General features: G+C 37.5%; 13 protein-coding genes. All 13 read right to left on the reverse strand.

Annotated elements, in window-relative coordinates:
• Nucleotides 1–31 precede the first annotated feature (31 nt).
• On the reverse strand, nt 32–1,054 hold the full coding sequence (locus HZI73_RS19015; RefSeq protein ID WP_212694945.1) for a glycoside hydrolase family 130 protein: 1,023 nt from the start codon (nt 1,052–1,054) through the stop codon (nt 32–34).
• Between the two features lie 57 nt (nt 1,055–1,111).
• On the reverse strand, nt 1,112–1,945 hold the full coding sequence (locus tag HZI73_RS19020) for a carbohydrate ABC transporter permease (protein WP_212694946.1): 834 nt from the start codon (nt 1,943–1,945) through the stop codon (nt 1,112–1,114).
• Nucleotides 1,946–1,947: 2 nt separating this feature from the next.
• A complete protein-coding gene (locus HZI73_RS19025) occupies nt 1,948–2,832 on the reverse strand; it encodes a carbohydrate ABC transporter permease (protein WP_246552213.1) in 885 nt (294 codons plus the stop codon).
• 129 nt (nt 2,833–2,961) lie between these two features.
• The gene (locus HZI73_RS19030; protein WP_212694948.1) at nt 2,962–4,326 is read right to left on the reverse strand and encodes an ABC transporter substrate-binding protein; all 1,365 of its coding nucleotides are present in this window, start codon (nt 4,324–4,326) and stop codon (nt 2,962–2,964) included.
• A gap of 270 nt (nt 4,327–4,596) precedes the next feature.
• A complete protein-coding gene (locus HZI73_RS19035) occupies nt 4,597–5,607 on the reverse strand; it encodes a substrate-binding domain-containing protein (protein ID WP_212694949.1) in 1,011 nt (336 codons plus the stop codon).
• A gap of 125 nt (nt 5,608–5,732) precedes the next feature.
• Nucleotides 5,733–6,920 carry a glycoside hydrolase family 130 protein gene (locus HZI73_RS19040; RefSeq protein ID WP_212694950.1) on the reverse strand — a complete coding sequence of 396 codons (1,188 nt, stop codon included), beginning with the start codon at nt 6,918–6,920 and terminating at the stop codon, nt 5,733–5,735.
• The gene (locus tag HZI73_RS19045) at nt 6,910–8,091 is read right to left on the reverse strand and encodes an AGE family epimerase/isomerase (protein WP_212694951.1); all 1,182 of its coding nucleotides are present in this window, start codon (nt 8,089–8,091) and stop codon (nt 6,910–6,912) included. Before HZI73_RS19045 ends, HZI73_RS19040 begins: the two co-directional genes overlap by 11 nt.
• 182 nt (nt 8,092–8,273) lie before the next feature.
• Nucleotides 8,274–8,651, reverse strand: coding sequence for a CoA-binding protein (locus tag HZI73_RS19050; protein ID WP_212694952.1), 378 nt, complete (start codon nt 8,649–8,651; stop codon nt 8,274–8,276).
• A gap of 53 nt (nt 8,652–8,704) precedes the next feature.
• A complete protein-coding gene (locus tag HZI73_RS19055) occupies nt 8,705–9,421 on the reverse strand; it encodes a lysophospholipid acyltransferase family protein (RefSeq protein WP_212694953.1) in 717 nt (238 codons plus the stop codon).
• Between the two features lie 34 nt (nt 9,422–9,455).
• Complete coding sequence (locus HZI73_RS19060) at nt 9,456–9,596, reverse strand: hypothetical protein (RefSeq protein WP_212694954.1); 141 nt, start codon at nt 9,594–9,596, stop codon at nt 9,456–9,458.
• 320 nt (nt 9,597–9,916) lie between these two features.
• A complete protein-coding gene (locus HZI73_RS19065) occupies nt 9,917–11,602 on the reverse strand; it encodes an oleate hydratase (protein WP_212694955.1) in 1,686 nt (561 codons plus the stop codon).
• Nucleotides 11,603–11,867: 265 nt separating this feature from the next.
• Entirely contained in the window at nt 11,868–12,467 is a 600-nt protein-coding gene (locus tag HZI73_RS19070; protein WP_212694956.1) for a TetR/AcrR family transcriptional regulator, read from the reverse strand.
• Nucleotides 12,468–12,775: 308 nt separating this feature from the next.
• Complete coding sequence (locus HZI73_RS19075) at nt 12,776–13,570, reverse strand: ABC transporter permease subunit (RefSeq protein WP_212694957.1); 795 nt, start codon at nt 13,568–13,570, stop codon at nt 12,776–12,778.
• Nucleotides 13,571–13,585 lie beyond the last annotated feature (15 nt).

The raw sequence follows: 13,585 nt of genomic DNA on the forward strand, positions 1-13,585 counted from the left end.
AAGATTGTGCAAAGGTATGACACTAATATTTCTAGATTCTACCCAATGCTTGGTCTTCTCCTACAGCTTCATGGTTATCCATAATGTACTGTACTATGTCATCCACTTTTGTAAAAGCCACACCTACATAGGTATCCGCTGCACCATAATATATGGCAATCCTACCTGTTCTAGCATCTTGTAAGGTAGCACATGGAAAAATAACATTACTTACAAATCCTCTTTCTTCATACCATGTTTCAGGTGTTAAGATGTAATGCTTTGACCGGTATTTGACTTTGGATGGTTCATCCTTATCCAAAATGACACCGCCCATACTATAGACATACCCATTACATGTTTGTGTGACCCCATGATAGAACATGAGCCATCCTTCTGAGGTTTCAATGGGTGCAGGTCCGCCGCCGATTTTTAAAGACTGCCACCAACCTTCTCCGCCTTTGCTCATCACATGCTTGTGATTGCCCCAGTAAACTAAATCAGGGCTTTCACTGATAAAAATATCACCAAAAGGTGTATGCCCGCTATCACTTGGGCGTGACAGCATCATAAAGTTTTGATTCATTTTTTTGGGGAACAGTACCCCATTACGATTAAACGGTAAAAATGGGTTTTCAAAGCGAGTAAATGTCTTAAAATCATCCGTTTTTGCAAGACCTATAGAAGCACCAAAGAAATCTGTGCACCATATGATGTAAAACGTATCTTCCACACGCACGAGGCGAGGGTCATAGGCATATCGAGGTTGATAAGGCTTATGCTCTTGGTCAACAAATTCGATTCGATGTTCGTCAATGTCCCAGTTTAAACCATCCATACTCCAGCCTAGATGTAAATGGGGCTTGCCATTGATGGTTTCAGCTCTAAATATACCAACAAATTTATCTTCAAACGGTGCTACTGCACTATTAAAAATCCTTGAAATACCCTTTACTGGATTGCGCTGTATCACCGGATTATCCGAATATCGCCATACGGGACCTTCATGTCCCTGTGGTTTATCCTGCCAAGGTATATGATGTAATGCGTCACCTATTATTTTAATTGTATCCATTCTCATGTCTCCCTCCATGCATTGCATATATATTCTATCGATTCTCTTAAAAATGTTCTATTTAACAGCTCCTCTGGTAAATCCGTTGTACACATATTTTTGTAGACTTAGAAACAAGATTAACGTGGGAATAATGGCTAATATAATACCTGCACATATGACTTCCCATTGGGAACCATATGGACCTTTGAACTTAAATAAAGCAGTTGATACAACCTGCAATCCTTTTTTAGGCATGTATAGAAAAGGTATATAAAAGTTATTATAACTGGCAACACCTTTTATGATGAGTACCGTTGTAATGGCTGGTTTCAAAAGAGGAAAGATGATTTTCCTGTAAATGGTCAAATAAGATGCACCATCTAACATGGCTGACTCATCCAAGGACACGGATATGCTGTCCATAAATTGCATAAAGATGTAAACGGATATAATATCGGTTCCCATATACAATAAAATAGGTGCTATACGTGTATTATAAAAACCTAGTTTATTAATAATTTGAAAGGTAGCCACTTGTGTGGTGACACCAGGTATTAAGGTAGCGATTAAGAAAGCACCTAAGATCAGGTGACGTGCTTTAAATTGAAACCGGCTTAAAACATAGGCGACCATGGTTCCAATGAGAATGGCCCCGCCTATGGATATGATGAGTATAAAAAATGTATTGAAAAAGCCCAGTAACATATGTCCGTCTACAAAAGCCTTTTTATAATTAGCCAGGTTCATGAAGCTTTCTGGTAGTGCTAGAGCTCCCGACTGACCATATTCTTCCGATGTTTTAAAAGAAGCAAAAAATACCACAACGATAGGCGTTACTGTAGCAAAGACTCCTAACAACAAAGATAAATACTTGCATAGGGATAGAAGACCATACTTGACCTTGAGCATGGTTATGCCTCCTTTTCTTTAAAGAATTTTTTCTGTATAATGGTGGCTATGACAATAATCAGCAATAAGACAACGGCCATGGCTGAAGCTAAACCAAACTTTCCATATTTAAAGGCCGTATCCACTGTTTGAATAACAAAGGTTTTACTGCCATTGGAACCACCTGTCATAATGTAAGGGATATCAAACACACTAATAGACCCTTTAACAGCTAGAATAAGATTTAATTCAATGATTCTTCGTATACTGGGCCAAATAATGTATTTAAATTGCTGCCAACGATTAGCACCATCGATGTCTGCTGCTTCATATATGTCCCCAGATATGGATTGGATAGAACCTAAAAACACAATAAAGTTAAAACCCATGTATGTCCAAATGGATGTGGCTGCTAAGGATACATTAATGAGCTTAATATCTTGTAACCATAATCTAATCCAGTGCCCTGTACCTAAAAAACTAAGGAGAGAATCCAGTGTGCCTTCTGGTCTAAAAAAGTAAAGAAAAACAAAGCCAATGGCTACACCGTTCATTAAAGATGGGAAGAATAACACACCTTTAAAAAATCCTTTTGCCTTGATATTAAAATTAAGTACTGTAGCAAAATACAATGCCAAACCAAGCTGTACAAAAGATGCTGCGAAATAATACAAACTAACTTTGAAAACCGAAAAGTACTCCGGGTTGGTAAATATCTTTATGTAGTTATCAAACCCTACAAATGTTTGCCGCTTACTAAAACCGTTCCACTTTAAAAAACTGTAATAAAACATATTGATCATGGGTAAAAAAGAAAAAGTAAACAATAGTGTCAATGGAATTATCAAAAAAAGTATAATGATAATCCGTCTTTGTTGCTTATACGTTAGGTTAGAGAACCTAAACATAATCACACCTCCCATAACAATTTTGTCTATAATACTCCTATCAAAAAGGCTGACTCCTAAAAGCAATCGTTACTAAGACATCTTTTGCTTTAGTGAGGCAGCCCTTAAAATAACTGCTACAATGTGCGATTATTTGATAATTTCAGTTCTTGCTTTCGCCCATTTTTTATTTAAGTCATTCATGATGTCATCAAAAGATTCACTTCTATTTCCCAAAGCCGCTTCAATGATGCGTTGCTTATAGTCTGGCTGCCAGAAGCCGATTTCTGCTTCTTGATCCACTTGGTCCAGTAAACCTTGTTCTTCTGCTGATGGTGGATTATTACTAATTAATTCTACACCGAGCTCTTGATAGGCAGATAATGTTGTTGGAAACTCTACCCCTATAACAGGTGAAATACCACCTTGGTCAATGGCAAAACCAGATTCATTGATGAACCAATCCAACCAAGCTTTTGCTGCCTCTTTATTCTTACTGTTTTTATTAATGCCAATTTTGTAGTCGCCGCCACTTGCAGCATAGATTTTACCATCGTCATTGGTATATGGGAAAGGCATATAGCCGATATCATCTGGATTAGCTGCTAATTCCTGTGCTTGCACTATTGCCCATGAACCCAATACCATGGCACCAATCTTGCCATCTGCTATCCATTGTTTGGATAATTCCCAATCTGTTGTCATAGGGTCTGTTTCAACCAAACCTTCTTTTACTAAATCGTATAATAAGCGATAAACCTGATAATGGGGTTTATCTGGTCCAAACGGATCATCCATATGTATCATGCTATTGACATAATCGGAATCACCTGCTACAGATGTCCGATGGGGTTCCCACTGATTCATGGTCCAACCAGCCGCATAGTTGGTATAATAAGGAATAGCTTCCGTATTATCCTTAATCTTTCTCATGGCATCTAAGAACTCTTCTGGTGTTTTTGGTAACGTTGACACACCAGCTTGTTCAAAAACCTTCTTGTTATAGAGTATCCCCTGTGCATTAACAACAACAGGAATACCGTATACCGTGCCATCATAAGCTTTTTCTTCCGTAAACAAATAGTCTTTGCTTAATGCTTCCTGGGTACCAAGAGGTTCAAAGAAATCTGGTAGATCCTGTACCGGTACATCGTTAGGAATTAATAAAACATCTCCATAATCTTCCGTGTTCATACGGATTTTAACTTGTCCTGCATAATCTGTAATGGCTTCAAAACTCACCTTAACTTCTGGGTATAGGTTGTTGAATGCCTTTTTGTATTCTTCAAACACCGTATCGACAATATCTGTTCTATTGGTTAATACCGTAATATCACCCTTAATAGGTGCTTCTTCATTTGTGTTGTCATCTTCGTTACTATCCTTGTTGTCAGATGTATCCTGAACAGTTTGGTTGCCGCTAGATTCTGTGTCTTTGTCATCCTTACTGCCACATCCTGCAAAAACAGAAGTCAGTAACAGCAGAATCAGTATCAATGGAAAAATCTTTTTCATTTTTAAATACCCCTTTCTTTTATTATGTAACTTTATCGGTTAGGTTACACAATAATTATAGATTATGAATAGTTTTTTGTCAAGTGAATGCTTTCATTTATTCAGATTGATTACCTTTGGGTGACTCTTCAGCTTCCTATATAGAAATCTGCACAAATCATAGATTTAATCCTATTATCTTATAACAGCTATTAGACCCATGTTTCACTCAAAAAAAGAAATAAAAAACAAGGTATTGAATTACCTTGCATTTTTATCGTTATCCTACGATTAAGCGTTGATTTTTTTTACTGAATCCCGATAGATAATTTTACCTTTGATTAAAACACGTCCATATGTTTTATCGCTGCCTTTTACTTTTTCTATCATGTATTTGACAACTGTATTGGTCATATCTTCTACATTGACTTCCACAGTGGTTATTTTTGGCTCAGATATGGTGGCGTAGATATCGTTATCAAAGCCTACAACAGAGCAATCTTCTGGTACCCGATAACCCGATGCTTTTAATTTATTAATTATCGTATAGGCTATTTGGTCACAATTACATACAAAAGCTGATGGTAACTTGGCAGGCAGTTCAATGTCGATAAACTTACCATTTTCATCACGATCATTAATCACATAATCATTATTTAAGGGTATACGATGCTCCAACAAAGATTTGTAGTAGCCCAAAAATCGGTCTTGAATACTGCTTGTTGCTTGAAGATTACCCACATAGGCAATCTGTTGATGGCCGTTCATGACAAGATAATTGGTAAGTTCATATGCGCCATAGAAATTATCGGTGATTACCGCATCAATGCCAACATGATCATCATAAAAATCAAGAAAGATAATGGGTATATCTATCTTTTGCAACACTTCAATATACTTTTTATGAATTTGACCTAATATGATAAACCCATCCACTTTCCTCTCATGATAGATTCTTGGTAGATTGAGCGCCTTTTCATCTTCCTTACTCAAAATATGTAATATACCTGAGTATTGCTGTGTATCGAGCACTTTGGACAACTGTTGATATAATCCCGTATAAAAAGACTTATATTCGCCTGTAAATCTTTCAGCAATAATAACACCAATGTTAAAGGAGTGGCTCACTTTTAGGGATCTTGCCATGACATTATACCGGTATCCCATATCTCTTGCCATATTTTTAATTTTTTCTTTTAATTCATCACTGACACCTTCTTTATCGTTAAGTGCCTTGGAGACCGTTACTTTGCTAACCCCCAATTGTTCTGCAATGTCCTGCATTGTCACGTTGTTTTTCATATAAAGGACCTCCTTGATGTGTCTATTTTAACATAGTTAAGTGACTAAATACAATGCTCCTATATAAGCGTCATGGGAAATAAGCAATCCCTAAGCCTCTTTAGCCGCCAGTCATTGCTATAAACCTATCCTATAGGCTTACCCTTTAGTAACGTTAGATTATGACGAATCATGGCTGTCCTCTGATCCACACAATCCAGTGAGCGATAACGATCTTCAGGTGTGTTAAATGTATAATCCATTAATTGATCAATGGTCGATGTGGCAACATGTACTCTGGTATCACTGGATGCATAATAGAGATATACTTCTTGCTGATCATTCACCACTGCGCCGTTACAAAAGATAACATTGGATACATCGCCTACACGCTCTTTAGCATAGGGTGCAATGAAGTATCCACCAGGCTCTGCAATGATCTTTGCTGGTTGTTCCAAACTTGTTGCAAAGGTATAGAGTACATACCTTAAGCCAGCAGCAGTGTTACGCACACCATGAGCTATATGTATCCATCCTTTTTTTGTTTTAATAGGTGCAGGACCTTGTCCATTCTTCACTTCATAAACCGTATGGTATTTCTTTTCATGCATGACCGTTTCTTCATGAATAACAGGATCTAGGATATCTTGACAACATGCAAATGCAATCCCCCCTCCTGTACCCGTGGTAATAAAGCCATCTTGAGGACGGGTATAAAAAGCATATTGACCATCAACAAATTCTGGGTGAAGGACAACGTTTCTTTGTTGAGGTGAAGAGGTGGCTATATTGGGCAGTCTTTCCCAAGTTTTTAAGTCTTTTGTTCTTACCAATCCAGCTTGAGCTATTGCAGATGACGTATCAGAAGGTTCTGCTTCTGGGTCTTTTTTCTCTGAACAGTACGTACCATAGATCCAGCCGTCTTCATGCTGAACCAGCCGCATATCATAGATATTGGTTTCTTCCTTGTCCATGTCATCCCATGACACCGGATAATCCCAGAAACGGAAGTTATCCACACCAGTATCACTTTCTGCAATAGCAAAAAAAGATTTTCGGTCAAAGCCTTCAACTCGAACAACTAAATAATATTTACCATCTAAATAGATAGCTCCAGGGTTGAATGTTGCATTAACCCCTAATCTTTCCATAAAAAATGGGTTCGTTGTTTCATCTAAATCATACCGCCAATGAATAGGCACATGATGCCTTGTTATGACTGGAAATTGATATTTTGTAAAAATACCGTTATAAAACCCTTCATCTTTTTTATTGTTTCTTGTTAACAGTTCTTCCTGTTTGCGTCGTAACACCTCATATTGTTTATGTATCATGACTCCACTTCCTTTCCATCAGTTCAATACAAAATCGTGTGTTATGGTAAGGCGTTTTCCATGGCTCTACCAGGGGCTTCTTGGAGAGCTGCCCATGTTGATCAATGGACCAATGCCATTCACCGCCTTGTCTCACATCAATCATGTGGTCCTTCGTATACTGCCATAACTGTTTCACCAATCCTAGAAAATAGGTATCCCCCGTTCGCTCATAAGCATTCAAAAAACCGACCATGGCTTCTGCCTGCCCCCACCAGATTCTTGTGGTATCCTTCTTGTCATTGTGCTCTTCATTAATCAAAGAACCATCTTTCTCAATAGCATAATCTCCAATGTTATATGCAATATCTATTACCATTTCCGTATATTTGGGTTTCTGTATATTTAGAACTTTAATGGCATCATCCAATAGCCAACTGGCCTCTATATCATGTCCAAAAGATTTTAAATTGACGATTTCACACCAATTTTTATCAAAAAACACTTTCAAAAACTTTGTATCTCTATTGTATATCTTGTCATAAAAAATATGCACTAACCGTATTAGTCTTTTTTCTAAAGAAGCATTTTTCCAAACCCGATAGAGATTCGTATAAGCTTCAAGAATATGTAGATGTGTATTGGTTGTTATATCTGCGATAACGCCATTTTCACTAAGCATCTTGTTAGGTTTTTGCAACCAATAGCGGTTAAACTCTTCAAGATAAGCCTCTCTTTCTTCATCGTAGCCTTTATTTTCAATCACCTGATAGATGGTCTTAGCTAAATCTAGGGCTTCCTGATGGTGGGTTGCTCGATAATATTCGCTTAATGCATACACAGCAAAAGCTTGAGCATAAATATGTTTCCTTGTATCAACAGGGTTACCTTGGTAATCCAGCATCCAATATATACCCTGAAACTCATGATCATAGACTTTATCATATAAAAAAGCATAGGCATGATCCGCACAGTCTAAATACTCCTGTTCACCAGTCACCCGATAAGCAGCAGCATAAGCCCACAATATTCGAGCCGAAGCTATACCACCTTTATCTGCCTTCTGATTAACCACAAGCTCATGGTCTACAGCCCCATAGAAACCACCGTGAACATCATCCTTTAAACCCATCCAAAAAGGCAGAATATGCGCTTTTAACTCCATGGCAATTTCTTTTTTTATCCCATTCATGAAAGAACACCTCCCTAACATTTTAATTAACCGATAACTTTACAAATTAATAATACCTTATATGGATTACTTTTGTCAATAAAGTTATTTACAGGAATAAAAAAACTGTAAACCTCTTATACGGCCTACAGTTCTTCATGATTATCTATTCTATTGTTGACATTTACAACTGATTCATATGCCTATTCACCTAAACTAACCAACACACATCCCTCTACAATTGCTATCTGATTTTCCTTAGCATAATCCAATATCTCAGTACTCGCTGTTCCAGGTTGTAACCATACATGCTCAATACCCAGTTCCTTACATTGCTCGATAATGGATAACCCAATCTTAGGATTAACAACAAAATCCACAACATCCACTTTTTCAGGTAAATCACTTAGATTCTTATAGGCCTTATCCCCATCAATCTCATCATACTTGACACTAACAGGATACACTGTATAACCATGGTCTTTCAGCTTCTTATATATCCGATAACCAAACTTATTCTGTTCTTCTGTTGCCCCTACCACTGCCCATTTCTTCATTGCTAACATATCTGTACTATTCATATCGTCACACCTTTCTCATTCTATATAGCATAGGATTCTATATTATCCTCATATTATTCATCCATTAATCCCTTTTCAATCACTTGATACACCTGATCCACCAAACCATCCTCTTGTTCCCTTGTTATATTCTTTGTATATACAGGATCATGAATCGTTACCTTCACATGGCTTTTTCGAATACGGTTATGCTCTTCAAACAACGTATAAGAGCCATCAATGGTAACCGGTACAATGGGTACACCCGATTTGACAGCAAGCTTAAGACTGCCTTTTTTAAATTCACCCATCTCATGACTTCGACTTCTTGTCCCTTCTGGAAAAACAACCATGGTATGACCCGCCTTTAATAAATCAATCCCTTGAAGAATGACTTTTAAAGACTGCCGCATATCCTGTCTATCCAAAAACAGACAGTCCATCTTCTTCATCCACCAACTAATAACAGGAACTCTCTCCAACTCTATTTTAGCAACAAACCCCTTAAATTTTGGCACATAACCCATTAAAAGAGGAATATCAAAATTACTCTGATGATTGGATACAAAAAGCACATGCCCATCAGGAATCTTTTCAACACCCACCACATCCACAGCACTACCAGTAAACCTAACCATTAATCTTGCCCACCTTGTAGTGGTGTTATGCAACACCCCCATCTGCTTTTCACTTCTGCCCCATTTACCCAAATACCAATAACGAAACTCAGCCATCAAAGCAATCAATAACGATATACCAAAAGCAACAAACCATATGATTGTACGTATCATGCCCTTCCTCCTAGTATTTTCTTCTGATGCACTATTATAACACAGCTAAAGCCCCCACCACAACAACTATATCCCCCATAACTATCCCCCCATATTTACCACATCCCCTATTAACCCAAATATACCACAAACCAATTCTAACATGAACTACCATCTCTCCCCCATCCTTATCCATCAACGCCTCCAAAACTCACACCTAGCCTAGTAGATAGGGGGATGGGTACCATAAAGCGATGACTTTTAAAAGTGTCTTAGAAAATCTTGGTAAGTGAAAGAGGTCTTTCCGTTAAGAAGCTTACTTGTCTGACCGCAGGGAGTTGTAAGCTTTAGGAAATACCTCTGAAACGCACCTAGTTTTTCTTAGACACTTTTAACCCAAACCGCTTTATGGTACCCATCCCCCTATCTACGAACGTCTTGCCCTACCCTAAAAAAAAGCTGTCTTGAAATACATTTCTTTCAAAACAGCTCCATTTTCACAACAACACTTCCAAACTAACCTTTCAACCCCGTATTAAACAATAACTTCCCAATCAACCGATCAACAGAAATCTCCCGATCTCCCAACATGGTTCTCGCAGCATTTAACAACACACGCACATCATACTTACCCGCATACACCGGAGGCACCTGCTTATCTATTCCCAACAACGTATAAACCCCCATCATGCCAGAACGAATGGAATACTCCACTGTAAACACACAATCATGAGGCACTTCTGCAAACTGTCCCAGAAAAGCTAAATTCCTAGAACCCTTAGGTACCACATCTGGTCGGTCCCCTTTACCACGAGGCATAAACTGGCTTGTTATATAAGGCATCATACAAGGGATTACATTAGATGACGCCAACACTTCAGGAATGTCTTTCTCCAATCCCATGTGATAAAGAAGTTCTGACAATAACTCTGCTCCTGTACAATCACACATCTTTTTCTTAATGAAATTACCTTCTTTATCAGCGAATAACCCATATGCCCAAATAATCTGAGCGTTATCTGGCTGATTCATAAAATGAGGATCTTTTGGTAAAACCCACGTGATTAACCAATTAGAATCCTTAATGGTCACTGCGCCTCCCATACCTGGTTTATCTCCTGATAATTCATACAGGTAATCAAACACTTTGGGGTAATCCATAATGGTTGTTGTAAACGATAACCACTTTGATTGGTCAATATCACCAGCAAACACCTCAGGATGCCCAAAATCAGGACTGCGTTTTGCAATCTTCTCCCAGAGGGACCAACATCCTCTATCCTTTTGATTACGATTAAGAACAGCTGGCCTATCCATACTTCCATATGTAGAATTCTCAGTCATGGAACCATTGGTGACAAATACCAAATCATTCACTGTGGTATCTATGGTTTCCTTTTTACCATTGCGGGTCATGTATATGCGTTCTACCGTTTTTTCAGTATCCGTTACGTTGATATCTATATCTGTTACTTCCACACCCAGCTCCATGTGTACACCTTGTTTTTCCAACCAAGTGATTAACGGTAAAATTAACGAATCATATTGATTATATTCTGTATGAAGAATACCCTCCAATTGATTCATGCCTGTTATTAAGTGCATAAAACGAGCCATGTAACGTCTAACCTCCATGACACTATGCCAATTCTCAAAAGCAAACATGGAACGCCAGAAGTACCAGAAATTAGTCTCAAAAAATTCAGGCTTAAACCATTCTTCGCAGGTAATGTAACTCAAATCATCTTCATGGGTGAAAAGTAATTTACTAAGGGACATGATGTCTTCTGTGCTTAAACCCAATGTAGAAAAATCAGCTATTTGACCTGCGTTTTCCATTAATCGGCAATGGGATTTTATAGGTTCCTCAATGTTAAGTTCCCGAAATTCATCTAGAACTGTGCGATCAGGATTGGTCAGCGAAGGAATGAAGCTATAAAGATCCCATAAGCATTCCATATGGGCTTCTAATTCTCTTCCGCCACGTGCACGATAACCTTGTTCCATATCACCTGCACCATCCATACTGCCGCCTAACACCTGTGACTTCTCCAAGATATGGATATGTTCAGCCGGCATATGTCCATCCCGAATCAAATAAGCTGCTGATGCCAGTGAAGCAATACCGCCTCCCACAAGGTATGCATGCTTGTTTTTTACATCTTCCTGAGCTACTGTGTTAATTCTTTCATAATTAATCATTTAAACACCCTTTCTTAATGGTTATTTCATGTAAATATTTTGGATAATTGTAATATAATCTATTTTTAAATATTCTACAATTGACATCTAAGCTCATGTGTAAAGATTCTTTACAAAAATCGTTAATTGTAAAAACCAATAAGGGCATCATAAAAAATCAGGATTATTTAAGAACATATAAAAGGTTAAGCTTATCATTCAGACCATCTAAACACACACGTTTAGTTATCTGAATGGCTTAACCTTCTGATATACTTATTAACCTCTAACCGGCAAAATTATTTGGATGAAACAGCCCCTTTTCATTTGCTTCATACTGCCTTAACGCTTTTTCAATGGTCCCTTCTACCAATACGGCTAGATTCTCAACAATCTCTTCTGGCTTTTCTTTCATGCCAGATTCCATCCATTTTGCCACAAGTGCAATGAACGCCGGTGTATAAAAATCCACAATAAGCTCTTTTTTTGATGGGTCTACTTGGGTTCCCTCGGATATATCGTCAACGATATGGGATAAATAAGCAGCTGTATTCACAAACAAAAACTTCTCCAGATGATCTCGACCAATGGAGTGTAGTGTATTCATACAGAACAATTTATTTTCCTCTATGTATTTAAAGACATTTAAATAAACGTCCTTCCAATTTTCATGAGATTGATAGGTATGCATGGTTTCTACTACCTCATGGCTATATATCCATCCTAATAATTCATAGATATCCTGAAAATGATAATAAAAAGCTTGCCGTGTTAAACCACAACTCTTTGTGATATTCTTTATGGAGATTTTATGAAAAGACTTTTTTTCCATCTCCTTTTTTAATGCTACAGCCATAGCGTGTTTCGTCATATGAGAATGAATCATGTAACACCTCCTCTTTATACATTTATTTAAATATTTCCACTTCATTCTATTCTATGTAAATTTTAACACAATATAATATCCATAGCAATTTTAATATGAAAACCTTTCATAAAAATAAATCAATCAAAGAACAAAAGAGGCTACGCCTTATTCCGCAAAGCGGATTTGTCCGTTAGGAAAGTTTCATTAGCACAAATGAGAATGATTCTATCTCATTTGTTAAATTGAGAACTTTCCTATAAGAAAATAAAGCGTGGATAGCTCACATGCCCTGCTATCCACGCTTATTACAATACAATCGTTCGTGTTTATAAAATATCTTTTCTCTGGTATTGGTTATAAGAAATACCCAAACCAATAATGATCACAACAAGTGATATGACCACATATACCCCTTCAATTCCTCTATTAAATAATATATCTCTTGCATTAAAATAAGCAAAAGGGGTGATGTATTTAATAAAATCAAGATTATCTGAGAGGTCTTTTGCTATGGACAAGATATACATGGCCAACAATATGCCTGTAGCCGTTGATGAAGCTTTTTTTGATGATTTTGTTAAGGCAGACAGAGCTAATCCAAGGCTAAAGAATAGGCATTGTAGTATTAATAAGGTGCCCATCATTGCTATAATAGCCCCTGTAGCTGATTCACCATCATTATTAGCTGCAACAAAACCTATTGATGTAACGGTCAGTACCACATTAAGAAGAACCAAATTGATAAAGGCTGCTATGACTTTACCCGTAACCATCTGTTGCCTTGTTATGGGTTTTACCATTAAGAAATCCGCCGTTTTATCTCTTGCTTCTTTTGCAATGATTGTTGCACCTAACATAGAAGCATGAATGCCTAATAGTAATATAAAGTACATATTGAATATACTAAAGTAGCCTCGAATGTTCGTTAAGGAAATCGTTGCAAAACCAAATGCCTTTTGCATGAATTCTGGAAGTACCTCTATGACTTCATTGGCTTCTTCTCCCATAGCTGAAAAACTAGAAAATTTCACCATACCCATGGCTACAAATGCGATAATACTTAGACTCCATATGATGAGTGCTTTACGATTAGCACGCATTTCTCTTAATACGATATTCATACAAAATCCTCCTTT

The organism is Vallitalea pronyensis, from assembly GCF_018141445.1.
GTDB classification, from domain to species: Bacteria; Bacillota; Clostridia; order Lachnospirales; family Vallitaleaceae; genus Vallitalea; species Vallitalea pronyensis.

What these genes read in the sequence shown, in the direction of transcription:
- HZI73_RS19015 (WP_212694945.1), bottom strand. Translation starts at nt 1,054, where the DNA reads ATGGATACAATTAAAATAATAGGTGACGCATTACATCATATACCTTGG.
- HZI73_RS19020 (WP_212694946.1), bottom strand. Translation starts at nt 1,945, where the DNA reads ATGCTCAAGGTCAAGTATGGTCTTCTATCCCTATGCAAGTATTTATCT.
- HZI73_RS19025 (WP_246552213.1), bottom strand. Translation starts at nt 2,832, where the DNA reads ATGTTTAGGTTCTCTAACCTAACGTATAAGCAACAAAGACGGATTATC.
- HZI73_RS19030 (WP_212694948.1), bottom strand. Translation starts at nt 4,326, where the DNA reads ATGAAAAAGATTTTTCCATTGATACTGATTCTGCTGTTACTGACTTCT.
- HZI73_RS19035 (WP_212694949.1), bottom strand. Translation starts at nt 5,607, where the DNA reads ATGAAAAACAACGTGACAATGCAGGACATTGCAGAACAATTGGGGGTT.
- HZI73_RS19040 (WP_212694950.1), bottom strand. Translation starts at nt 6,920, where the DNA reads ATGATACATAAACAATATGAGGTGTTACGACGCAAACAGGAAGAACTG.
- HZI73_RS19045 (WP_212694951.1), bottom strand. Translation starts at nt 8,091, where the DNA reads ATGAATGGGATAAAAAAAGAAATTGCCATGGAGTTAAAAGCGCATATT.
- HZI73_RS19050 (WP_212694952.1), bottom strand. Translation starts at nt 8,651, where the DNA reads ATGAATAGTACAGATATGTTAGCAATGAAGAAATGGGCAGTGGTAGGG.
- HZI73_RS19055 (WP_212694953.1), bottom strand. Translation starts at nt 9,421, where the DNA reads ATGATACGTACAATCATATGGTTTGTTGCTTTTGGTATATCGTTATTG.
- HZI73_RS19060 (WP_212694954.1), bottom strand. Translation starts at nt 9,596, where the DNA reads ATGGATAAGGATGGGGGAGAGATGGTAGTTCATGTTAGAATTGGTTTG.
- HZI73_RS19065 (WP_212694955.1), bottom strand. Translation starts at nt 11,602, where the DNA reads ATGATTAATTATGAAAGAATTAACACAGTAGCTCAGGAAGATGTAAAA.
- HZI73_RS19070 (WP_212694956.1), bottom strand. Translation starts at nt 12,467, where the DNA reads ATGATTCATTCTCATATGACGAAACACGCTATGGCTGTAGCATTAAAA.
- HZI73_RS19075 (WP_212694957.1), bottom strand. Translation starts at nt 13,570, where the DNA reads ATGAATATCGTATTAAGAGAAATGCGTGCTAATCGTAAAGCACTCATC.